The sequence below is a fragment of the Parashewanella tropica genome (assembly GCF_004358445.1).
GTDB lineage: Bacteria > Pseudomonadota > Gammaproteobacteria > Enterobacterales > Shewanellaceae > Parashewanella > Parashewanella tropica.
In genome coordinates this window covers 2,089,329-2,110,719 of record NZ_CP037951.1, presented here as the reverse complement: position 1 = coordinate 2,110,719, position 21,391 = coordinate 2,089,329, and the positions used below count along the sequence as shown (strand labels likewise).

Annotated in this window: 25 protein-coding genes; 10 read left to right on the top strand and 15 right to left on the bottom strand. The window is 37.9% G+C overall.

Features of this window, described 5'->3' with window-relative positions; genetic code table 11:
• Positions 1-92 precede the first annotated feature (92 nt).
• The 7 genes from E2H97_RS09235 to E2H97_RS09205 all read right to left on the bottom strand — a co-directional run bounded on the left by E2H97_RS09235 (position 93) and on the right by E2H97_RS09205 (position 6,795).
• On the bottom strand, positions 93-1,079 hold the full coding sequence (locus tag E2H97_RS09235; protein WP_133406874.1) for a restriction endonuclease: 987 nt from the start codon (positions 1,077-1,079) through the stop codon (positions 93-95).
• A gap of 152 nt (positions 1,080-1,231) precedes the next feature.
• Complete coding sequence (locus E2H97_RS09230) at positions 1,232-1,573, bottom strand: hypothetical protein (protein WP_133406873.1); 342 nt, start codon at positions 1,571-1,573, stop codon at positions 1,232-1,234.
• Between the two features lie 274 nt (positions 1,574-1,847).
• On the bottom strand, positions 1,848-3,035 hold the full coding sequence (locus E2H97_RS09225) for a phage integrase Arm DNA-binding domain-containing protein (RefSeq protein ID WP_133406872.1): 1,188 nt from the start codon (positions 3,033-3,035) through the stop codon (positions 1,848-1,850).
• Positions 3,035-3,241 carry a hypothetical protein gene (locus E2H97_RS09220; protein ID WP_133406871.1) on the bottom strand — a complete coding sequence of 69 codons (207 nt, stop codon included), beginning with the start codon at positions 3,239-3,241 and terminating at the stop codon, positions 3,035-3,037. The genes E2H97_RS09225 and E2H97_RS09220 overlap by 1 nt, the downstream gene beginning before the upstream one ends.
• A gap of 12 nt (positions 3,242-3,253) precedes the next feature.
• Positions 3,254-5,908 carry a toprim domain-containing protein gene (locus E2H97_RS09215; protein WP_133406870.1) on the bottom strand — a complete coding sequence of 885 codons (2,655 nt, stop codon included), beginning with the start codon at positions 5,906-5,908 and terminating at the stop codon, positions 3,254-3,256.
• A gap of 39 nt (positions 5,909-5,947) precedes the next feature.
• Complete coding sequence (locus tag E2H97_RS09210) at positions 5,948-6,205, bottom strand: hypothetical protein (RefSeq protein ID WP_133406869.1); 258 nt, start codon at positions 6,203-6,205, stop codon at positions 5,948-5,950.
• A 206-nt stretch (positions 6,206-6,411) separates the two neighbouring features.
• On the bottom strand, positions 6,412-6,795 hold the full coding sequence (locus tag E2H97_RS09205; RefSeq protein WP_133406868.1) for a hypothetical protein: 384 nt from the start codon (positions 6,793-6,795) through the stop codon (positions 6,412-6,414).
• Here E2H97_RS09205 and E2H97_RS09200 point away from each other — a divergent pair.
• Entirely contained in the window at positions 6,772-7,473 is a 702-nt protein-coding gene (locus E2H97_RS09200; protein WP_133406867.1) for an SDR family NAD(P)-dependent oxidoreductase, read from the top strand. The genes E2H97_RS09205 and E2H97_RS09200 overlap by 24 nt on opposite strands.
• Positions 7,474-7,668: 195 nt before the next feature.
• Positions 7,669-8,190: a hypothetical protein gene (locus E2H97_RS09195; RefSeq protein WP_133406866.1), complete on the top strand. Its 522-nt coding sequence runs from the start codon at positions 7,669-7,671 to the stop codon at positions 8,188-8,190.
• Positions 8,191-8,395: 205 nt separating this feature from the next.
• On the opposite strand, the gene E2H97_RS09190 is transcribed toward E2H97_RS09195, so the two are convergent.
• Together E2H97_RS09190 and E2H97_RS09185 are read right to left on the bottom strand one after the other, a co-directional pair.
• On the bottom strand, positions 8,396-9,043 hold the full coding sequence (locus E2H97_RS09190) for a VUT family protein (RefSeq protein WP_170308273.1): 648 nt from the start codon (positions 9,041-9,043) through the stop codon (positions 8,396-8,398).
• Positions 9,033-9,680, bottom strand: coding sequence for a hypothetical protein (locus tag E2H97_RS09185; RefSeq protein WP_133406864.1), 648 nt, complete (start codon positions 9,678-9,680; stop codon positions 9,033-9,035). The genes E2H97_RS09190 and E2H97_RS09185 overlap by 11 nt, the downstream gene beginning before the upstream one ends.
• 271 nt (positions 9,681-9,951) lie before the next feature.
• Between E2H97_RS09185 and E2H97_RS18795 the strand changes: the two genes are divergently transcribed.
• The 5 genes from E2H97_RS18795 (at position 9,952) to E2H97_RS09165 (ending at position 12,613) form a co-directional block, all read left to right on the top strand.
• Entirely contained in the window at positions 9,952-10,095 is a 144-nt protein-coding gene (locus E2H97_RS18795; RefSeq protein ID WP_170308272.1) for a hypothetical protein, read from the top strand.
• The gene (locus E2H97_RS09180) at positions 10,092-10,760 is read left to right on the top strand and encodes a hypothetical protein (protein ID WP_133406863.1); all 669 of its coding nucleotides are present in this window, start codon (positions 10,092-10,094) and stop codon (positions 10,758-10,760) included. Before E2H97_RS18795 ends, E2H97_RS09180 begins: the two co-directional genes overlap by 4 nt.
• Positions 10,760-11,191 carry a hypothetical protein gene (locus E2H97_RS09175; RefSeq protein ID WP_133406862.1) on the top strand — a complete coding sequence of 144 codons (432 nt, stop codon included), beginning with the start codon at positions 10,760-10,762 and terminating at the stop codon, positions 11,189-11,191. The genes E2H97_RS09180 and E2H97_RS09175 overlap by 1 nt, the downstream gene beginning before the upstream one ends.
• Before the next feature lie 287 nt (positions 11,192-11,478).
• Positions 11,479-12,003, top strand: coding sequence for a plasmid mobilization protein (locus tag E2H97_RS09170; protein WP_133406861.1), 525 nt, complete (start codon positions 11,479-11,481; stop codon positions 12,001-12,003).
• Positions 11,996-12,613, top strand: a complete 618-nt coding sequence (locus E2H97_RS09165; protein ID WP_133406860.1) for a relaxase/mobilization nuclease domain-containing protein — start codon at positions 11,996-11,998, stop codon at positions 12,611-12,613. The genes E2H97_RS09170 and E2H97_RS09165 overlap by 8 nt, the downstream gene beginning before the upstream one ends.
• Before the next feature lie 34 nt (positions 12,614-12,647).
• Here the strand turns inward: E2H97_RS09165 and E2H97_RS09160 are convergent, their stop codons facing one another.
• From E2H97_RS09160 to E2H97_RS09145, 4 genes are all read right to left on the bottom strand, one after another.
• Positions 12,648-12,986 carry a hypothetical protein gene (locus E2H97_RS09160; RefSeq protein WP_133406859.1) on the bottom strand — a complete coding sequence of 113 codons (339 nt, stop codon included), beginning with the start codon at positions 12,984-12,986 and terminating at the stop codon, positions 12,648-12,650.
• Positions 12,987-12,989: 3 nt separating this feature from the next.
• On the bottom strand, positions 12,990-13,607 hold the full coding sequence (locus E2H97_RS09155) for a hypothetical protein (protein WP_133406858.1): 618 nt from the start codon (positions 13,605-13,607) through the stop codon (positions 12,990-12,992).
• A gap of 11 nt (positions 13,608-13,618) precedes the next feature.
• A complete protein-coding gene (locus tag E2H97_RS09150) occupies positions 13,619-13,915 on the bottom strand; it encodes a hypothetical protein (RefSeq protein ID WP_133406857.1) in 297 nt (98 codons plus the stop codon).
• A 192-nt stretch (positions 13,916-14,107) separates the two neighbouring features.
• A complete protein-coding gene (locus E2H97_RS09145) occupies positions 14,108-14,287 on the bottom strand; it encodes a hypothetical protein (RefSeq protein ID WP_133406856.1) in 180 nt (59 codons plus the stop codon).
• A 287-nt stretch (positions 14,288-14,574) separates the two neighbouring features.
• Between E2H97_RS09145 and E2H97_RS09140 the strand changes: the two genes are divergently transcribed.
• Positions 14,575-16,257: an ABC transporter ATP-binding protein gene (locus E2H97_RS09140; RefSeq protein ID WP_133406855.1), complete on the top strand. Its 1,683-nt coding sequence runs from the start codon at positions 14,575-14,577 to the stop codon at positions 16,255-16,257.
• 119 nt (positions 16,258-16,376) lie between these two features.
• Here E2H97_RS09140 and E2H97_RS09135 read toward each other — a convergent pair whose 3' ends face one another.
• Positions 16,377-16,937, bottom strand: a complete 561-nt coding sequence (locus E2H97_RS09135; protein ID WP_133406854.1) for an excalibur calcium-binding domain-containing protein — start codon at positions 16,935-16,937, stop codon at positions 16,377-16,379.
• A gap of 210 nt (positions 16,938-17,147) precedes the next feature.
• Between E2H97_RS09135 and E2H97_RS09130 the strand changes: the two genes are divergently transcribed.
• The gene (locus E2H97_RS09130; protein WP_133406853.1) at positions 17,148-18,137 is read left to right on the top strand and encodes a nuclease-related domain-containing protein; all 990 of its coding nucleotides are present in this window, start codon (positions 17,148-17,150) and stop codon (positions 18,135-18,137) included.
• A gap of 449 nt (positions 18,138-18,586) precedes the next feature.
• Positions 18,587-20,713, top strand: a complete 2,127-nt coding sequence (locus E2H97_RS09125) for a P-loop NTPase fold protein (protein ID WP_133406852.1) — start codon at positions 18,587-18,589, stop codon at positions 20,711-20,713.
• Here the strand turns inward: E2H97_RS09125 and E2H97_RS09120 are convergent.
• A complete protein-coding gene (locus tag E2H97_RS09120) occupies positions 20,708-21,313 on the bottom strand; it encodes an ArdC family protein (RefSeq protein WP_246029087.1) in 606 nt (201 codons plus the stop codon). The two genes, E2H97_RS09125 and E2H97_RS09120, sit on opposite strands and share 6 nt — an antisense overlap.
• Between the last annotated feature and the right edge of the window lie 78 nt (positions 21,314-21,391).

Below are 21,391 nucleotides of genomic sequence, written 5' to 3'. Positions count from 1 at the left end.
AAGCGGAAAATGGTTGTTGGCTATAATTTTGTAGCGTAGCGGAAAAAAGCCAACAAGTATTTTTCCGATTTAATGCCTTATTTGTTAGGCGATTACACGCAATAATAGGCGAATAATCTAGTCAAAATGTCTCTACGCTCAGTAGCCGTTGATTCTGCAAGCCACTGGAAGCTCATTAGATCAAGGTCTTGCTGTGATGCGTCATGTCTGAGTTCTTTTAGAATCTCTCTTACCTTGTTTCGATCTATTAGGCTCCAGATAGCAAGTAAAGTCCACCTAGGGTTTGGCCTCAATTCGTCAAGATGTATTTTAGCTTCCCACTTAGGAGGTAGGTCACGCCAGTGAATAGCTTCATCAATTCCCTCTTTAGGGATACTGAAATATTTAGGATATAAGCGAACAGCGTCTTTCCATGCAGCAAGAAACATTGGCTGGTGTATTTCTTCAGTTGCAGCTTCATTTGCAATTGTCACAGCGTCTTCCGCTGCAGAAGCATAGGGAATAGTAGAGGAAGACTTAAATTGATCCAAAACAACCCATTTATATGAGTCAACTTCAGTTGCATCGTCTAATGAATATGCTGTGCTCAAGCTAATAATTTGTGGCCAGACATTTTTTATGGAATCAGGGAAAAATCTTTTTGCAATATGAAAGCCAGATACACTATCTAGAAGGACAGCTTCAATGCTTTCATTGTCGTAAATTTTGTACTTTATTTTCTTGTTTCTCTTTAAGCGTTCTAGTTTTTGCTCAAGACCAGAGGAGGCTATAGTCGAATAGAATCCTATGAAAACATCACAATTATGCTCAGCGAGCCTATCTAATATATCTTCTTCATCCGCTCTCCCGACAGACTTACCTGAATGAGCATAATGCTTACAACTTACCAAGAGTCTTTCATTAGCGCCCTTATCTAAGACACTTAAGTCTACTCCTCCATCAGGTCCTCTGCTTGGGCCACTGATAACTTCCATTTTTAAGGCGTGCTCGAAAAACTGCTTACTAAATTTCTCGAATTGGTCTGAATCATTTCCTTTGATTGTTGAAGCATCTATTTCTTTAAAATTTAATCGAGCCAAGCGGTTCTATTCCTTGCTGATGTGGAGGTTGATGAAAGCGCCTATTGCCCAGTTAACAGGCAAATGGGCGTTAGGCTAAAATTTTGGAGCGTAGTAACAAAAGCCAAACAGTATTTGTCCTGTTGAATGCCTTGTAAGCCTTTAGATTAAGGTTAAGAATGACTCATTGCTGTTACGCCAACTAATGCTGGAACTAAAAACGGAATAGCGTGGCACAACATTGCTGGATACTTTTTTATTACATTTTTTGTAGGAATAAAGAAATACGGATCAATTTTACAAATTGAACGGTAAACAGGAATTAAAACTGGTTTAATCCATACATGAAAGTAGTAACCAGCGATAGCAATAAACTGTACTTCTAATAGCATAAGAAACAATTCTAAACCAATTGCGTCGATGTATAAGACTAACGGTACAGCTTCAGGGTTAATTAGCAAAAAAGAGAAAGCTACCAGTGTTGCGATTTTCCAGTGCAACTTTTTTAAATTCATGAATCTTCCTTGAGAGATTAAAAGCTTATCATGCGGAAAGTCTTTATTTAATTGGAAACGCTACCGCCTGCTAATTAAAATTTAATATCGCAGGAAAATATCTGCTTAACTACTTAAAATCAATAGGTTTTGATTTGTTAGCCTAATAATTGACCTGCTGTTTTTAGTGAAATAGGGAAAAAAACCTTTTTTGTGAAAAAGAGGAAATTCCTAGATTCAACACAATAAAGCTATGCCGTTTTGCTTTTAACAAGATAAATTATTGATGTCTATTTCAGCTAATCTTAACCTCAGCATAAGGTACTTCAACCCATTCGATATGGTTCTTCATATAAATCTTTGTGCTCTTGGCATCGGTGTGTGCCATGCGTGATTGTGGGTCGATACCTTGCCTTCCTAGAAGGTGGGCGGCGAGGGCACGTATTTCGTGGAATGTTGGGCGTTGTTCTTTGGGTAGATGATTACAGCAGCCGACTTCGTCACGTACTTTCGAGAAAGTCCGATTGATGTAGTTTGGTGCGAGTTGGGTTAAATGAGATACATCTTTGCCAAGTACGCTTGGACATTTCTCTGGTAAACGGTGCACAACGTAATTACTTATCAGGTTATCTCTGCTACGTTCAATGATTGCTTTAAGGCTTTCACCAATAGGAATGGCTACATTAGCGGCTTCTTTCTTTGCCACTTTCTGACGATGAATATACAAAGTACCGTAGATTTTTCCTTGTGGGGTAAATTCGGGTTCTTTGAACCATAAGCAGCCACAGATTTTGTTGCTTGAGTCTTTGATGTTGTAGCGGATTCGAGAGATCTCTAATCTGGCATGTGTCGTTTGTAATGATAAGTCCATTGCCGTTTGTAACCAGAGTGGGGCGGCTGCGTGGATCTCTTGATACCATTCTGGTTTGAGACGTTGCCTCTTCTTAGCGTCTAGACGTTTGGTTTTCTTCAATGTCGCAGGGTTTGAATCCATTAAGCTTTCGTCAATAGCGTAGGAAAATATCTTCTTTAGCCAACCAACCTTACGATTCGTTACCTCAGCTGTGGCATCGGGGTGAAGCTCATTCAAATAGTCATTCACATGATGCAGCGTGATATCACCTCCCGGAATATTTTTGAAAAACTCTTTCGTTCTCTTTGCGTCGTTTCTCATTGCTTGGGCAACACGGGCTGATGGTTGCTCTTCGTGCAAAATTCTAGTTAGCAGTGAATCTACATAAGTGCTAAATGGTTTTTCATCTGGCATATAACCAGATTCAAGTAGACTTTCTACTGCAATAGCTACTTTGGGACGAGCGATACGGTTATATTCTTTTGCAATAGATATAGCCACCTCTCGCTCATTGCCAAGAGAACGAAACCGTCCATCAATTAACCTGATCCTATAAAAGCCCCGGCGAGGGTCATAATAGACGTGCTCAGGTAAATTGATATTTTTCTTTTTTCTAGGTCTTGCAGCCATTATGCACTCAATAAATTCTTAACTACTTTCGAAACGTCGGTATCCAGCCCAGCATGTTCACTATCAAAAACATACGTTTTACCATCTACAATCCGACCTTTAATTACGCCACGTTCAACCCAACGTTTTAATGTCATACCATCAGGAATAGAGTCTTTACAAAATTCACGCTTTGCCCAATTACTCGCACGCATTAACTTATTCATGGTTAGCTCCTATTATCTTGAAGTTGACTGGAAAACCCAACATTTAACGGTTGAAGGTTTAGTCATGGAAGGATGAGACTTGTTTAATCTGTCATTGACGGCACTGTTTACTGGCTTTCGACCAACGAACTTATGAGTTCGACAATCCTTCAATAAGGCTTTTAGTTCATTCAATAGAGGAAGTTTCTGCTTTCTGACAGTTGCTTCTTCGGCAAATTGGTTGAGGTTGATAGCAATGTAATTTGGATCTCTTGAGTGATTAACTATCTTCTCGTTATCGCCTTCTAAAAATTCATACACTTCCCAAAATTCTTGAATAATTGGGTTATCTGTGCCACAGGTATGCTCACGTTCAATCGCCATAGATTTAATGAGTTCGTGAGCAAGAGCAATTTGACTAGGAGTTATGTCGACGACAAAAGCCAATGCCTCAACCAGTGAACATATCTGACCATGATTCAGACTGATACGCTCTTTTCTGATTTGAGGTTCTTGCTTTAGCCATTGCTCGTGCTGCAGTTGTCGACTTTTAAGGAGAGTCAGTATTTCTTGTTCTTTACTGATTGCTTTAATCATGAAGCCAGAAAGCTCATCTATTGAGTATTGTTTCAATTTATCGATTGCTGCGCGAGAGTGTGAAGTGTGATTACTGCGGCTATTGAAGATATGAATGATCCGTTCTAATGTGGCTTCTTCAGCGACAATACTTTTGTTTTGACTAATGACCAAAGCGCCACGAAACAAAGGCTCTTTAGTATCGTTTTGGTTGTTCTTGATACCCGTTGAACGGATAGGTCTACCATTGTAAGCCGTCTTGAATTGATCCCAATCAAAGCTATTACGGGCTGCGTTATCACCATGATCGGCTTCAATAAATACAACTGGTAAATTAGCCACTTGAGCTAGATTACGGTTGATTCCGGCAGGTGTGGATTTAACAGGATCAAAACCTTCGTAGTTCGTTCGACCTGATAATTTCCACAAGAATTCCAGTAATGTTGATTTACCAGAACCGGGTTCACCGATTAACTCAAGAAAAGGGTATGAATCAAAAATGTCACGATACTGCTCTGCAAAGTAACTGCCCAGCCAGTAAGCAAGGATCACAACGCCTTTGGCTGAGAACGCCTCATAGAAGTAATGAAAGAAGTCAGGTTTAAATTGGGTGAGATCATAATTGGGTTTGATTTGTGCTGGATTAAGGCTTTTGATGCAATGCTGTTTGACCTCAAAATAGTCTTCTTCATTGATTTGATAAAGCACACCGTTTTGCACAGCAATATTATTAAATACATAGGATTTGTGTTCTTTGCTGTAACCTACAAAATCGATGACTTTAACTTGTTTGATGCTGTAAAGGTGCTCTCTAAACCAACGATTGAGTTGGAGCGTCGAACCTTCAAAAATGGCACCGCCACCAATGCTGGATAAACGTTTTTTAAATTCATTGCTAGAACTGATCTGTGCGCCAGTAAAGGTTTTCTTAACTGTAAGCCCATGTGGGAAATCGATTTGAAAGTAATACCAGCATTCATCAGCATTAGGGCTGTCTTGAAAATACAGCGCGTGAGGATAGCAAAGGCAAAGTAATTGAACGCTAGATGCTTCTTGTATTGCTTGAGTTGGCTCGTCTTGTGTTTCTTCTATCTTATTGAATTTGTCAGAGTGAAACTTAAACCAATACATTGAAAGCCGGAATTCGAATGGAAACTCATGTTGTCCTGTTTTCTGATACATCAAAATGCCTTTGGTCTTTGCATCAGGAGCCGTTAGCAGCAGCCCGTTATATCGATAGTCTTGTAAATCATTTAAACTCAAGCGTTCCCGTTGCAGTAAGTCATTCCAATCCAGCTTGGCTTTACTTGCAGGAGGAAGCGCTGCTGTAGCTTGCCAACCGAGTTGTTTAGCTCGTTTAATAAATTTCAAAGCAAAAGATTCACCAGCTTTACCTCTATCAAAAGCAAATACCAATGTTGGTGCTTGTCGGTCTGATAGCTTCTTTCTAAGTTCACTAAGATCGTGCTCAGGAAAATTATTACAGCTCATCAAACTCACGGCAGATATACCGATTTGAAGCAGAGATAAAGCATCAAAAATGCCTTCTGTTAGCCACAGTTCATTGGTTTCAGAAAGCGAATTAATATGGAAGTTAGGTGGCTGCCACCAATAGCCTTGATACTTACCAGAGAAATAAGCTTTCATTTGCCCAAAGCGATCAGGCTTATCGATAAATCGCTCCCAAGTTGTACCATTGCTTAAAGTGAACTGAATCGTTGCTGTACCAATTTGGCGTTTGCCGCAATAATATGAACCTTGTTGATACCAGCCCTTAATCTGTGAAGTTTTTAAACCTCGACCAAGTTGTAAGTAAGCGTCTGCCGCAGAATTGGGATTGGTGAGTAAACCCGTTGATGGATCTTGCTGACTAGGAAATCGGTCACTCCAAGAGTCAAATAAGTCAGGGTAAACCTCTTTAAGATGAAGTTCGTTGCCACAGTTGTTGAGTCTTCCGCATCGAAGTACCCAAGGTTTATGTTTGTGGGTATAGAGTTCTCGATGATTACATCTTGGGCAAATGCCTTGTTGTAGAAAGCTATCGTTTTGATTTTTGAAATCGAAATCCCGTTTAAATCGACGCATCACTTCGGCATGAAACTCTGGCTGCATGGCTTACTCCTTCACATTTCTGATTAGAGGAAGTAAGTGTTACTGCTTGATTTGCATTTTATGGAGAAAGCGCTCGATTTTCCGAATATCGTAGCGGCCTGTACATAGGTCTTTTAGCTCCAACAAAGGGAAGTTTTTGTGCTTCTCCCAGCGTTTTAGCGTGTTGTAGGTTATCCCAAAGTGCTTACATAAATCAGCTTTGGTATACCAAACTTGTGGAACTTCTTGTTGTAGTTGGCGTTGAATTTTAAGTTGCTCTAGAGCATCAATAATATCTTGAGTGTAGGCAGTACGCATTTTAGACATCTCCAAATTGGACTAAGAATGTGTAGTGGTGTTTCTAAATTTATAATAGAAGTATCACGAAAGAATCTGGCTTGCATCTCGGGTTTGTAGTGTTCTGGTTAAAATGAGGTGATTATTAGGATTACTTATTGAATTACATAGAAAAGCTAATTGGTTTTCTGTCAGGGTAAATTCAGATTGAATAGAAAAATACGTCGTTAAATTAGGTTTTTTAAAATTTCTAAGGCTTCCTCACTGTCCTTACACCTGTGTACTTGGTTCATCAGCTCATGAAAATCTACCAAGGTTTGCTCACCGTTTGGGTAGCGTAAAAAGAACTTATCCCCAACCATCATTTTTTGAGGTTTCTGCTGCAGATTTCTATAAAGTATCTGTAATAGCTTGATCAATTCTGCGTCTGTACCTGAAAACCTTTGTGGATCTACTTCAGTAATTGAAAAGTCTAAAGAGTCATAAGCTGAATAATTGTGTAACCGTTGCTGCCATATTTTTGATGCTTTTATGTGCAGTGTGCTACCTTGTTGATATATATCCGTTATTCGGAGTGCATCATTAAAATGAAAGTAATTGTTACGGGACATGCTAGTGGCATAGGCTCTTATACGGCTCAACAGCTTCATCTTTTAGGTCACGAGGTTTATGGACTTGATATTAGAGTAAATAACATTTTAGCAAATGAAATCAAACAGAAAAGGTGCGATCTCAGGTTAGCACCTGATACTGAAAGCGCATATTCAGAAATAGGGGACTTTGATGTCGCTATTAACTGTGCTGGCGTAGCAGGTGTTCGTAAGTCGTTGGCAGAGTTTACATTGCATGAATATCAAGAGTCTTTTAATGATGTTTTCACTCCATTATTCAACTCATTAACCAATTTAATCAATCTCGCGAAAGCAGGTGAAACAAAAAGAAGACGGATCATTAATATCGCCAGCGTCACCGCCAACTTCGGTGCAAAAAATATGGCTGCTTACAGCGCTGCAAAGGCGGCGGTAATAAATCTAACTAAGGTTGCAGCAGTTGAAAATGCACCCCAATTACAGGTAAACGCTATATCTCCAGCCAGTATCGATACCCCAATGATCAGAGCCAAACACAAAGGCACATTACCTGATTACAGCCAAACATACCTCACGGGAGATTGTGGACAAGATGCAGATGTATTCTCAGTAATCGAAATGTTGATGAAAAATGACTTTATGACTGGGCAGAATATTGTGGTTGATGGAGGGTATTCAGCCGCTTTTAAGCTCAGCTAATATTAGGTATATGGTTTTAATCTTGATCGAAATTCATTAACTCTAGTAGCTTAACCTTACTTTTCTAAAGAAAAATTCGTTGCAAGTGTTCGGTACCAGATAGATAAATCAAATTAATGAGAGAGGTGAATTAAAATATGAAATAGCCCAAGTAAATTAAATAATTAGTGACTTAGCTGATTAGGAATGACTCTTATGAAAACACTACTATTACTTACAGCTTTAACAGTCCCTGCAGTGGCAGAAATACCTACAGTTCAAATAGGCGATTGGTATATTCAAGGCAATATAGACGGCTCAAAAATAGCTTATACAAATTCTATAGCACCAAATATAGGAGGGAAATTTTCTTATCAATGTAATTCAAGAGGACAAGATTGCAAAGCAATTTATCAGGGTGTAAATGATACGCCTCCAGATTGCAATCCTTTGGATGGATGTATTTATAAAGATCTCGTATTTGTAGGAACTAAATTTAATATATCAATCCCATTTGAGACTGGTTATTTTTTGGATTCAAAAGATAAGGCAAACCAAAAAGACAATGTACCTAGCCTCAATTTGATAGCAGCATTATTAGAGCAGTCAGCAGATGACAAAATTCAGATTGGAGGTAATTATTTCAGTATGAAAGGTGCTGCCTATGCCATTATGACTACTCGAGTAGGCAATGAAAATAATTTTGTTAAAACACAAGGAGTTGTGCAAAACAAATGACAGAAAAGCTTGCCGGCCTAAAATATCTTTAACGAGTATAGGTGTAAGTTTCTACAATCTTCTACAAAAGACTTAGAATTAGATTTTTTTGTGTCGGAATATTACCAATCACTCGCTTGATCGCTTGTGACGTTTGAGTATTTAAGAATAAACGCCCTAAGCAATGTATCAATATTTTTGCTGCCAATAGATAATTAGAAGGATATTAAGCCTTACTCGAACACTCCAACTTCCTATGCTCACCCGATGCAATTTTTACAGAAATAAGCGTAGACAGAACCAACGTAGCCAAAACCTTATACCCAACAATAAACACAATGGAGAGCATTTCATTTGAGTTTAGGTGGTTCTTATACATCATCATTGGGATTGAGATAAAACTGACACTGCATTCTGCAACTAGGCAAGCAGAAAAGAAGCTAAAGAAGGGCGGCACCTTACCGTCCATTATTGTGAATAGTTTGAAATTAATACCATTACTGAGCCAAACGAAAAAAAAGGTCATTGCCATGATGGTTGGTATTTGATTATAAACACTCAAGTAATCTTGTCGCTCTCCAATATGGCTTAGAAGCCAAGCCAGCATTACAAACAAAAGATCTCCCAAGAACCCGTATCTAACGGCTGTGTTGGCAAACAATACCCCGTAACGATACTGCATTAGGTTAGACAAGCTGAAAGTTACAGGAAAAAAGAGTAACCCGACTGATAAATGTAATGGGTAGCCAAAGACTTCGATGGTTCGGTAATCAAAAAAGAAGAATGTGGTTGAGGTTAAGAAAATAGTGAAGGCTATTGGATAGATGAATTTCCAGTGGTCATCTTGAGTTTTACCAAAGAGCTTATCTAGCATGATTAGCAAACCCTGAAGATAAGGTGATGACAATCGGTATGATTTTGTCATTAGTGGCTAATGTGACTGATTTACCTTGATTACACTTCAACGTACCATCATTCTCCATTCTCACAATGGACGTATCAGAACCAACCAAGATATAGAAATTGCCTTTAATCCTTTTTGCTGTGGTATTAAAGAAAATGGTGTCGGTTGCGGTGATAAAAGGTTCGTAGTCAATGCCACTTGAAACAACGCAATAGGTTTGCTCAACCGATTGCATATTCTCTAAAATGAAAGCCGGTAGGCTTATGGTGACTCTCGCCGATACTGGGAGTGGGGCGGTTTCAGACAAGCATGTAATTTGTGAGAGCTTTAGTTCAGGGACAAAATAGCAATTGAGCGATTCGTCGAATTTGGTAAGAGGTAAACTGTAGGGAGCATTATCAAACAAGTAAGAAGCATCAACACCAAATCGATCTGCAATAGTTAGTCTCTTTCCTCTTGGTGGACGTTTATCAGAATAGAGCCAGTTCTTAATAGTTGTTTTTTTCTCACCACTGATCTCAACAAGACTATCCTCTTTGTTTATTGAGTCAGGTAGGCGCTGCTCAGCGATAGCCAATGCCTTGGTTCGAAAATCATGCTGTGACAAATGAGATCCTCTATCCTAGTTTGAACTTAGTTTAGATGTAATTGGTTGGCATTATAACTACTTATAACTTTCAGGTACTTGAACGAAAGCTGAATTAAAGCACTGAGAAGGTAATTAGTTACGAAATTGTATATTCATATTCTCTGGTGTGTGATTTTTACCCACTTAACTAATCTGTAACAAGTTTCTTTTTATCATCGCTAGTTATTCCTTTATTATCAGGTAGTTCTAGTTTTTATAGTACTCAATAATTGATAAATAAAAGGATTTTATGTCGGATTTTAAAAAATGGCTTGAATCAATGGAGCCTGTTGAACGCGGCGGTGTGATCACTTTAATTATAATCGTCTTGTTGATTATGGCGCTTGGCTTGGGAGTGCAGTTTGGTCAGTTTGTAGGTAAATATCTTTTATGAGCGCCCTGACTAAAGTTAATGAATTTTGCGAAAATTTTTACCCAAAACTGTATAAGAAAAACAAATACATCTGCTTGCTTATCGGTTGTCTTCAATCGTTTGTGGTTATGTCTGCAATATTCTATATTTGGTTTGATGGAATCAATTCTAGTACCTTTTTGATAGCCGCTGCTATTGGTTTTTCGATAATGACTCAAGCCTCTACAAGGCTAAAAGAACGTGAACAGTTTATGTCAGAGCTCGCTAAATCTGAAGCTAGATATCCCTGCAAACATACAGCAAGGGCGAGGTTATTAAAGTTTTTAGGATTAGTCGTTATCGCTGGCATCGGTATAGATTTGATTGATAACCACCTTACAGCGATTGGCTACAACACAAATGTTATAGGTTACAATCTCATCTATTTATTTGGGTACGCACTGTTAATTCCATTATTAGTGTCGATTGTGAATTGGGAGCATGTCGGGAGAGTTTATGAAAGATATGTAACCAAAGATAAGATTGTTGGCTTACCTTGGTTTTATCATTTCGGAGTAGGTGCTTCAGTAGGATATGCCACAACCAGCAATGCATCTGGTATCGTGTTGGCATTATTACTTTCATTTGGAACGGCTTTTCACATCTATTATTCATTACCACCAATAGTAGAGAATGAAGCAAAGTGATGCTTGGCAGATTTTCATTGATTCTTGTTGCAGTCATTGCGTTTTCAGTTGCAATCGCACATGCATCTTGCATATTTTTTGATGAGCAATGCTACTCAATGCAAATGGCACCAGAGCAAATTATTGAATCAGCAAAAGCTGGAACCTTACTAGCACCAATATCAGCAATTATCGCTGGAGGCATATTTGCCGTCATTGGACTTTACATTTTATCTGCTGCTGGAATAGTCAGAAGGTTGCCATTACTCAAGCCAGTAGTTATGACAATTGCTGTCGTTTGCATTATCCGAGGGTTGCTACCAATTCAGCTATGGATAAGAAAACCTGAGCTAGTCAGCGAGGGAATACTCTTTATCGGATTGGTATGGCTATTTTGTGGGTTGTTGATTTACTTTGGACAACGGCAAGCATTAAAGTATGAGGCTGAATAATTTTAGAGGTTTGAACCAGTCAATTTTGGCGTTCGCTCCTTCTTAATCGCTAAAAACACCAACCACGCTAAATCAGAAAAACACTGCTTAATTTACTAATGCAGGATTCGCAACTTGCCAGCAATCAAACCCATATTTGCTGGCAAATAGTCCTAATGTTGCCAGCAAGTTGTACCAGTAGTCGCAATTCAAAACTATATTACTCTCACTCCAACTTAAGCACTGGTAATCACAATGAAAAGATGAAATAACAGATTTGTAGTAGCTAAAGAGCAGGGGAGTTGACTATGGTAAAGCACACAGTAAAAACCAGCTTGGATGATGAAGACAAAGAGAGGTGGCAATACTTCTGTCATCTAAACGGTATGACTGAATCAGGAATGGTTCGCATGATGATCAATCAAGTCCTTCCTGGCATTGCTTGTAATGATGAAATCAATCATGCCAAAAGCAATAAAGTTACCATTCGCTTATCTGATCACGATATTCAAAAGCTCACTACTCAGGCTCAGCAAGAAGGTTATATTCACCGTACCAGCTGGGTAACTGCCTGTGTCCAGTCAAACCTAACTCGCTCACCAGTATTAACCAAAGACGAGATCAAAGCTCTTAGAGAGTCGAACCGACAACTCGCAGCAGTAGGTCGAAACCTAAACCAGATAGCTAGGGTGTTAAATATTGACTTCCGGCACAGCGACAAAATCACTAGGGAAATGATTGAAGTGTTGGATAACAAAATCAATGAACATAAAGCTATAGTCAATAGCCTTATTAACCAGAACAGCAAAAGATGGAATTTAAGTGATGAGTAATGATACCATATCGGGCTTACTGAGAGGTGATGTAAGAACCAAGTCCAATCGCATCAAAGCAAGTAATCGTCATTCTAAAAAGCCGCCGGAAGTGATGGTTAAAGTCAGTGGCTTTGGATACAGTAGTAGCCACACAGCTAACCACTTTGACTACATCAGTCGTAACGGAAAGCTGGAACTAGAAGACGAAACAGGCTTGGTATATCAAGAGCAACAAGCAATTCATAAACTCGCCAAAGATTGGAACGACACTGATTTTCAGCAACAACGGCGTACCCGGCACAGCACACACTTGGTACTATCAATGCCCAATGGCACTGAACCCAAATACGTTAAACAAGCGGTACGATCCTTTGCTAAAAAGACCTTCTCAGAAAACCACCAATATGTTTTCGCGCTACACACTGATACCGACAGTCCACACGTCCACCTAACCATCAAAAACCTTGGATTTGATGGCAGACGCCTACATGTTAAAAAAGGATTACCGCAAGTCTGGCGAGAACAATTTGCTAAAGAGTTGGAAAGGTTAGGCGTAGCAGCTGAGGCTACGCCGAGTTTGAAGAAAGTACATTTAATAAATGATATAAAGGCACAACCACAAAGATGATCTTAGAAAAGGTTAAGGTACTTCGTACAGCCTGTCAGCTCAATAGTAAAAACTTCAGCGAGGCAATAAATAATGTGTAACTCATCAAGATAACTGACTTCCTTCGCCGTTGAGGAAGAAGCTCAGCAACCTTTAACTCCTCTGCTTGATATAAGCGAGAGCGCCAAAAGATTATCCAAAGAATTTTGATATTAAATTCGTGCTCATCGGCTTGAAACCTGATCGTTCTATACGGCGCAAAAAACAAATAGCGTGTTTGTAATAGTTCATCGTTAAAGCTGATTTCTAGTTTTGTCGAAAAACGATGATATTTGAGCGTTAGCTTGTTGCCATCAATGAAGTGCGATTCAGATTCTATTATCTTGAAAGCCATGAACTAGGACTTCTTTTTCCAGCCTAAGACTATTTTCATTATCAAGCCAAAAGCAGCACCGCCTACAAAATTGACCAGAGCATAATACGGTATGTTTTGTGGATTTAATTCACCAGTTGATCCTTTCATCAACAGGGTAAACAAAAACATCAAAAAGCCAAAAAGAACACCTGCCTTAATCCATAGCTTAGGCTCAGCCTTCACTTTAGGCTGTTGTTCTGCATGGAGTAGACGTTGCTTTTCATATTTGAGCCATTTCGCTTTACCAAAATGTTTTATAGGCATCCAAATAGGGAAGGTTAAAGCTAAAATTACGAGGCTGGTAAAATTCCATAAACACGGAATTATTCCGTCACATTTTGGACAAACATAGCCAAACCAATGACCAAAAGCATTCGATTTAGCCCATAGCCTAGCGTCATTCATTGATTCGCAGTGAGGGCATGGAATGTATTGTCGCTCTAATAATGGAGCATCACTAGTTTTATCGATTAAGGTAAGTTTTGGTAAGCGTTGCCCTAGAATGATTTCATTAAAAGCAATAGCTGGGTTTATGATCCAGTGTATCAATAGTAAATTCGGCAACTTCCATATTGTGTATTTGTCTTTATCAAACTCCATTTGAACCTCTGTTAAACCCTGTTACCAATGAAATCATTCACAGCTTTTTGAGCATCCAAAAGACTTGCTCCAGTATGTTGGCGGTAAAGACGAATGGCTTTTATCTTTTGCTTATTCTTGAGCGCCATCTGTACTTCGGCTGGAATAAATTCTTCGCCATTGACAGCGATGCCTTGTTTTTCAAGAAGCATATCTAACTTTCGTTCAATAAGTCTGAGCTTTTTTCGGTTTGCTGATACGTCTGTATAAGCTACAAACAAAAGACCAAGTGTCCCTAACACAATGAGTTCTGGTAGCATTAATTCCATTATTTAAATCCCTTTTTAAAATTTTCCATAGGATCAGATCGATTTATTACTCATAACCAATTTTAAAATAAGAGCTAAACCAATAAGGATGAAAACCGATAACCCAATGAAGTCTTCAGTAGCAACATTGTAAGCAATTCCCAAAGCACAGACAGCTAAGCCGACATAATTAAATTTTTTGTTCATTTACGTTTAGCCTGCAAGTGAAGATAACAACCAAAAGAAACCACCCATTGCAGTTAACCCAATGAACACCATTGCAGTAAGTGTCTTTGACTCCCTCATGGATTGAAGAAGAGCGTAGTTAGTGAGCATACCTGTAAGCATTAATCCCGTTACAGCGAGATCGCCATCTTTAAGTTCCTTTTTCATATTAAATCCTTATAACAAACTCATAACACCACCATGCTATCAACAAATATAATTCTCTGATATATCCAATAGACTGATTGCTAGTTTTTTATACTACTCTTAAGTTTCCTTTCTTTTCGAGCTTTAGAAGAAGCTAAATTGTCTCAAAGTTGATAATGTTTACGTCAAATTACCCATGTTAACTTCTTGTAATAAAAATCAGTTGAATAAATAGATTTTTAGAATGAAAATGCGTTTCGCTATATGAAAGTAGCATCAAAACAAAATATGGAATTAGAGAAGTAAATATGGAACAAACATCTGGTGACACTAAAGCACTCTGGAAATTACTCGCTCCTCACAAACCTAAAAACTTAACTTTCGTTTCTCTAGCTTTACTCACAATTATCACTACAGCTCTTGAATTGGTTTTACCCTTATACTCTAGTCACTTAGTGGACTCTATTAGCCAAGAGGGCATAGACAAGCTTTTGATCGTAGGCTTAATCGTTATTGTGCTAATTGGTGCAATATTTGAAGCAATTCTCAGTTGGTTTGGTGGCAAAGTTGGTCATCGTATCAATTTTAATCTCAGATACAGTTTAATCGGCAGATTGCTGCATGGTCATACTGAGAATCTCGAAAAAGAACATAGTGCAGAGTTAAGTGCTCATGTAATAAATGATTCGAATATTGTTAAATCGGTTCTGGCAGGTGACTTAATAGGCTTATTAAGTGGATTAATTTCTCTTGTCTCCGTTGTGACTATCATGTTTTTACTTGATTGGCGTTTGACTTTAGTTTTACTGAGCTGTGTCCTAACAGGCTTTATACTGATAACGCCAATATCACTACTGATGAATAATATTGGTGAAAAAACACAAGCCGCTGAAGCCAATTTATTGAAGCATTGTACTGAGTGGGTTCGTAACAATAAATTAATCAAATCACATAACTCTAGTGAGAGTTTCCACCAACAATCTCAATCGTTCCTCGATGAATGTTACACGCAAGAAATGCGTGAAACAAAGGTACTGTCACTAATTGGACCAATTGCAAATCTTGTATTAATGATGAGCATGATTGCTATTTTAGCTTTCTTGGCCTATTGGCTTGAAGAAGGCACCATGACGCTCGGAACGGTAACGGCATTCCTGTTGTATCTGTTCGGCTTAACATTTCCATTGATGTCTATGGCTATGTTTTTTAGTAACTTAAATAAAGCAGCAGGTGTTGCAAGCAGGCTTACTGAAATTTCTAAAATATCTAAGGAGTGTACGCTTGGTAGCGGTGTACAGTTAAATAAAATTGATAACTTTTCATTTGAAGGGCTTAATTTTGAACGAAATGACAAAAAGATTTTAACGAACATCAATCATTACTTTTCAGGTAAAGGGTTGTGGTTTGTGTTAGGGGCGAGTGGTAGTGGTAAAAGCACCTTATTAAACCAGCTTCTCGGATTTTATCCAGAGACTCATAAGCAAATATCAATTAACGGTATGACGCTAGAGCAATACAACCTATCTTCAGTAAGGCAAGCTTTTGCGTGGGTAGATCAAGAGCCTAAGTTGTTAAGCTCTAGTATTCGAAATAATCTCACTCTTGGTTTATCAGAAGCCATCAGTGACGATTCACTAATTTCACAGCTAAAAGCTGTAGGTCTCGATGATTGGTTGAATCGTATCAATTATGATTTATCACTGACTGTTACTGAGCAAGTTAATCAATTCTCTGGTGGAGAAAAACAACGCTTTGCAATTGCTAGGGCTATGATAAGAAAAGCTCAAGTTCTCTTACTGGATGAGCCAACTTCAGCTTTAGATGAGAAAAATACTGCCGAATTAATGAACCTTGTTCGTCACTTGTCTAAAGAGATTTTTGTCATCATAATTAGCCATGATTTGGATGTTGTGGCTCCAAATGACAGAGTGATAAAACTAGAATCAGGTCAACTGGTTGGTGATTCTGAATTGAAATTAGCAGCGAACTAATCTTGGTTTCGATGCGTAAAATGTTGAATTAGGCGTACTGATTGAAAGTTCGCCTAGTCCTATTAATTTTCAAATGAAAGTTATGAGTTAGTCATTACTTTTTACAGAGATAATTTAAATCAAAATCGCTTATCCCTTTCACACGGAATACCATCATGATCTCCATCCATTTTGGTATTAGGACAGTTGCGCGTGAAAAAGACCGCTTCTTCGCGTGAAGTCATCTGACTGCAGTATTGCCTACCATCGCATTTGAACTTTTGTGTATTAATAGATACAGGCTGAAAAGTTTCAATTTCAGTTTCATATTGAGGTTCAGTGTAATCAGGTTTGGCATGTTCAGCATGTAGAAAGCGTTTACCAAGATCTACAGAAATGACGATAATGCCAACGAGCATGACTCCTGTTAGTAGTTTACCGAGCTTGAGTGATGAACTATTCGTATGAAGTTTGGATTTGAGTTGTTTGCTTGGTACACCTTCAATACGGCAGTTTGTTGCTCGACGTTTGCTGTTGGGCTGAGTTTCAACTTCAAAATAAATGAAATCACCAACTTTGGGTGATCTGCTCATCGCTTTTAAAGTCGAAATATGGATAAAAGTGTTTTCGTTCAGCCCATCTGTTTCAATGAAGCCATATCCCTTTTCGTCATTCCAGTTAACTAACTTTCCTTTGTGCATTACAGTTCCATTGAATGTTAAAACAGATCCTACTAATGATTTTGCCATATCTATTTTGGTAATGTATATCTATTGCAATCAATGAATTAGGTTTTCATAAATAGTTGATTGTATTTTGTTCAAATGGTTGTGGGCTGTGATTTTGATAATTTAATTCATTGATCTTCTGTGTTATTTTTGTCCGAAAATTAGCGCTGCATGGAAGGCTGTATGATTGCTAAAGAAAAAGCCTTTACTCCTAAACATCATCCCATATCAAAAGCTGGTGACAAGCAAGAGAGCGATGTTGCCTTTTATTTACGAAGAGCATTTAAAGATCATCCACAAGTTTATGTCTTCAACGACTTGAATATCTCACATAATGATGAACATGCTCAAATTGATCATCTGGTTGTTTATAAATATGGTTTGATTCTAATTGAGTCAAAAAGTATCACTGGTGAAGTACACGTAAACAAGCATCAGGAATGGTCTAGAAGCTATCGTGGTAAATGGCAGGGGATGCCATCCCCAATACAGCAAGTCGAATTACAAAAGGCTTTATTAAAGTCATTGCTGCAAGAAAACCGTAAGTCAATTCTTGGGAAACTACTCGGCATTAAAGGGCAAACATTTACCTATCGTTGCTGGGACACTTTATGTGCGGTATCCAGTAATGCAATTATTGATAGAGATTCAATGCAAAATAAGGTATCTAAGCAGCTAGTTAAGTCAGAATTTTTAGCAGATAAGCTGACTAAAATGATGAATCTAAAAAATGTGGTCACTCAAACATTGACCTTTGATACAAGACCAGATTTTACTCCAGCTGAGTTAGCGTCAATCTCTACATTCTTACTTGAACATGATGTTAAATATCAAGCTAGTTCTATCGAGAAAACTCAAAATAGAGTAGAGACTAAACCAGCTCAGGTCGAAACATTTACCAAGCCCATCGAAGCGCATACCAAACCCAAACCTCTCAAAAAACTTGCTTGTAGAAAGTGCGGAATCGACGAGCAATTAACTGCTATGAATGGTAAGTATGGCTATTACGTTAAGTGCGGTTCTTGCAATGGTAACACTCCTATGAAAAGCCCTTGTCCTTCATGTAATAGCACTGAGGCTAAGGTCAGAAAGCGTGGGAACCAATATTCACTAGTTTGTGAAGAATGCTGTATAGCTGAGGTGGTTTATATGGCAGTTCCAGAATTGGTTTGAGTGTAATAACATGGGTGAAAATTGTTCGATTGCATTGTAGAAATTCAAAAAACAGATTTATTCGTAATCTCGATAGGTTGTGTTTTCTCTATAAGGTATTATAGCTTGCTAGGATTTACCCACACTTTAAAAATGATGCAAATAACTGTTTTTAGATATATAAATTTGGTTTTTTATGCTCTGGTCTCGGCTCTGATTATAATTTTAATTTCCGATACGGGAAAAGTTTCTTCTATTATATCTAATGGTATCACTCTTTATCAAAAGCTAGAAATTACTGTGAATAAAAGTGGCATATTTGATAATTCTGTGGGACAGCTACTACCCTTTCAGTCAATATTTCATTTCATTACGGGATTGAGTATTTCACATATTTGCTCATCATTATTGGTTTCTCATCATAAAAGACAAATAAAGCATAGTTTTTTTATCCTCCACTTACGTTCTCAGTGATATTAGGAATAATATTCTTATTATATTTTGGCGGACATAGCTATGTTTCTATTATTAATCTTTTACCCCTTTATAGGTTCTTGATATTTGGCTTACTTCTAGTTCCTTTTTGTAAGTCTATCCTCGAAAGAACACAGCAGCCTGTCACGGAGTTAAGTGATGACAAACCAAAAGAAAAACGTACACAATTAGACACACATCAAGTTAAAATCGTAGAAAGTTTACACAGAGAATTCAGTAATAAAGGTAGTCGACACATTACAATTTCCGGAGCCTTTGGTGTAGGTAAAAGTAGCGTAATAAATGTGTTTTGTAACGAGATAGTCAATAGAAAAGAATCCGGAAGTAAAACACACTACATATGTTGCAATATTGACTTGTGGGGCGTAGAGACTAATTCGATTATTCAGTTTGTGTTAGGTAAAGTCATAAGTACTTTAGCTGAATGCATCGATATGTCTGGCCAGCGTTCTTTACCGCAGAATTATCTGTCGGCGATGGCATCAGGGGGAGGTTGGTTTAAATTTTTAAACTCATTTTTAAAGAAACAGGTATCAGCTGAAGCTATATTTTTAGAGTTGAGTAAAATATTACAAGTAACAAACATCCACTTAATCATTAACATTCAAGATTTAGATAGAAACCCTAATGCAGAACAAAGCCTTAATGTCCTTGCTGGAATGTTAGATCGGTTAAAAAATCAGCCAAATATTTCATATGTTTTTGCAGCAGAAAATACACCTATTTTTTCTAATACTATTCTTCGCCTCTGCCAACATAGATGGTTCATGGAGCAGCCATCATTTCTACAAAAAATTGATAAAGCAGCAAGAGAACTAATATCACAAGAAGTGAATGGAAGGTGTTTACCTGACAATTATTACTATCAACTGAATCAGAGGAACAGTCCTTGCGTAGAACTGATTGACCAAATGCTCAGTAACTATCGTGCTTTTGAATCATTAGTTAAAGAGGCTCAATCAAAGTGGACTAACCTTCAAGGGGAGGTAACTACTTATGATTTATTCCTTATTTTGGGACTAAAAAATAGCTATCCAAGGGTATTGGATACAATAGTTAATATCATCAGAGGAGATATAGATGAGAATAAAAATGTTGATGAATTAGTTGATAGCTATATGACCAACTCAAATCTTTATGAAAAGTCGATTTTTGAAAACTCATTAATTCACCTAAAGATACTAAAAGATAAAGCCGATTATTTACCCAATTACGATGAAAATAATGAACCTAAAACAATTCAGACTACTTCATTAAAAAATTCAATCACAACATTAGCGTTAACTAAGGGGCGAATAGATATTGTTATTAGTGGGCATTTACATGATGGTGATTTTAGTTACCTTGAAGCTTACGATGTTTTTATAGCTGCTGCCGAAAACCCTGAAAATAATTTTGACATTTTTGCTGAAAAAATTAACTCAAACTTGAAAGAAATGTGGCTAACTGCATTTCATGAATTTGGTGTTTATGTTTTTTATGAGAGTGTCAAAAATGAACAATGTGCAAACAGGCTTATGGCAAATATTATGAAGCTTGATGGTGAGCTGCAACACAGAGTCCTTAATGCATTTATGGTTAATAAGAGTGAAAGGCTTAATTCTAGTTATTTGCTTAAATACTTATCTAGTCAAATCTTTATACAAGATTTGACTGATTGGTTGAATGATTTTAAATATGAGACGCTATTTGATATTGGTAAAATTTTTAAACATCTGAGTTTATTAAGAAGAGAAGGGAAAGAATTTAAAAGTATACAAACTGAGATACTTATTGATGTAGTTATTAGAGAATTACTTCAGAGTGGAACTTTAATGTCTAAAGCTGTTTTATGTAGTGGTTTTATTTCTAAAGAACCTGCACAAATGGGGCTTTGGACTTATTTATCTGACAAAACATTAAACGACTTGTTAACTTTTTTTAGAGAACTTGATGAAGAAAGCATTCTGGTAGAGACTCGCTATTTGTACGAGACATATACAAGTATTCAAGATAATGATTTGAAGGACAGTATAGTTAACCGTATCGGTGGTGGTAAGGAACTTATCCAGTCTTTAATCAATTTAAAAAGTGATAAAAACGAAAAGGGTAGTCAATCATAGTGTCTGTTCAGATTGAGATTGTGTCTTTGTAAGTGTTTGTATGCTTGATTTATTATTTGTTTCAAAGTGTAACCCTGAAAATTGATTGTTAGATACAGAATTTTCTTTCTCAAGCTCCAAAACAAAATCCTGTATTTTCTCGGCATCCCTCGATGCTCTGAGAATCTCTCTAGGATCATCTTTTAAAACTTGTATCCATGCGTCGACGTAGGCTGCGTGTTGTCCGAATGAGTGGCCGATTTGTAGTTCGTCGCCTAGCATGAGAGAGCCGATTTCGGCTCTGAGTTCTTCTTTGGCGTAGGATTTGTCACCGAATCGACCTGATAGATCTCGGTTGAGTCTACCTTCTGAGCCAGAGCTGTGGCAAAGCTCATGTAGTGCGCTGGCGTAATAGTTGTCAGCGGTTTCAAATTGGTTTTTGGCAGGTAGGTGAATGCTGTCGGTGGCAGGGCAGTAGTATGCATTGTCGTATTGGTCGTGTTGGATAGGTACGCCTGAATTGGTGAGGATTTTTTCTGCTCGTTCGTGGCGTTGCCATTCGGGTAATGGTTTTGCCTCAAGTTCGGGTAAGCCATCGATTTGTTCAGCGTTGAATACCACAGAGCTGAATACTCTTGGCTTATCGAGTTTGACGTTTACTTTGATGGGTTTGCCATCTGCGCCTACGATCTTTTTGCC

Excerpts from the sequence above, each read along its gene's own strand:
- E2H97_RS09230 (WP_133406873.1), bottom strand. The coding sequence starts at position 1,573 with ATGAATTTAAAAAAGTTGCACTGGAAAATCGCAACACTGGTAGCTTTC.
- E2H97_RS09225 (WP_133406872.1), bottom strand. The coding sequence starts at position 3,035 with ATGGCTGCAAGACCTAGAAAAAAGAAAAATATCAATTTACCTGAGCAC.
- E2H97_RS09220 (WP_133406871.1), bottom strand. The coding sequence starts at position 3,241 with ATGAATAAGTTAATGCGTGCGAGTAATTGGGCAAAGCGTGAATTTTGT.
- E2H97_RS09215 (WP_133406870.1), bottom strand. The coding sequence starts at position 5,908 with ATGCAGCCAGAGTTTCATGCCGAAGTGATGCGTCGATTTAAACGGGAT.
- E2H97_RS09210 (WP_133406869.1), bottom strand. The coding sequence starts at position 6,205 with ATGCGTACTGCCTACACTCAAGATATTATTGATGCTCTAGAGCAACTT.
- E2H97_RS09200 (WP_133406867.1), top strand. The coding sequence starts at position 6,772 with ATGAAAGTAATTGTTACGGGACATGCTAGTGGCATAGGCTCTTATACG.
- E2H97_RS09205 (WP_133406868.1), bottom strand. The coding sequence starts at position 6,795 with ATGTCCCGTAACAATTACTTTCATTTTAATGATGCACTCCGAATAACG.
- E2H97_RS09195 (WP_133406866.1), top strand. The coding sequence starts at position 7,669 with ATGAAAACACTACTATTACTTACAGCTTTAACAGTCCCTGCAGTGGCA.
- E2H97_RS09190 (WP_170308273.1), bottom strand. The coding sequence starts at position 9,043 with ATGCTAGATAAGCTCTTTGGTAAAACTCAAGATGACCACTGGAAATTC.
- E2H97_RS18795 (WP_170308272.1), top strand. The coding sequence starts at position 9,952 with ATGTCGGATTTTAAAAAATGGCTTGAATCAATGGAGCCTGTTGAACGC.
- E2H97_RS09180 (WP_133406863.1), top strand. The coding sequence starts at position 10,092 with ATGAGCGCCCTGACTAAAGTTAATGAATTTTGCGAAAATTTTTACCCA.
- E2H97_RS09175 (WP_133406862.1), top strand. The coding sequence starts at position 10,760 with ATGCTTGGCAGATTTTCATTGATTCTTGTTGCAGTCATTGCGTTTTCA.
- E2H97_RS09170 (WP_133406861.1), top strand. The coding sequence starts at position 11,479 with ATGGTAAAGCACACAGTAAAAACCAGCTTGGATGATGAAGACAAAGAG.
- E2H97_RS09165 (WP_133406860.1), top strand. The coding sequence starts at position 11,996 with ATGAGTAATGATACCATATCGGGCTTACTGAGAGGTGATGTAAGAACC.
- E2H97_RS09160 (WP_133406859.1), bottom strand. The coding sequence starts at position 12,986 with ATGGCTTTCAAGATAATAGAATCTGAATCGCACTTCATTGATGGCAAC.
- E2H97_RS09155 (WP_133406858.1), bottom strand. The coding sequence starts at position 13,607 with ATGGAGTTTGATAAAGACAAATACACAATATGGAAGTTGCCGAATTTA.
- E2H97_RS09150 (WP_133406857.1), bottom strand. The coding sequence starts at position 13,915 with ATGGAATTAATGCTACCAGAACTCATTGTGTTAGGGACACTTGGTCTT.
- E2H97_RS09145 (WP_133406856.1), bottom strand. The coding sequence starts at position 14,287 with ATGAAAAAGGAACTTAAAGATGGCGATCTCGCTGTAACGGGATTAATG.
- E2H97_RS09140 (WP_133406855.1), top strand. The coding sequence starts at position 14,575 with ATGGAACAAACATCTGGTGACACTAAAGCACTCTGGAAATTACTCGCT.
- E2H97_RS09135 (WP_133406854.1), bottom strand. The coding sequence starts at position 16,937 with ATGCACAAAGGAAAGTTAGTTAACTGGAATGACGAAAAGGGATATGGC.
- E2H97_RS09130 (WP_133406853.1), top strand. The coding sequence starts at position 17,148 with ATGATTGCTAAAGAAAAAGCCTTTACTCCTAAACATCATCCCATATCA.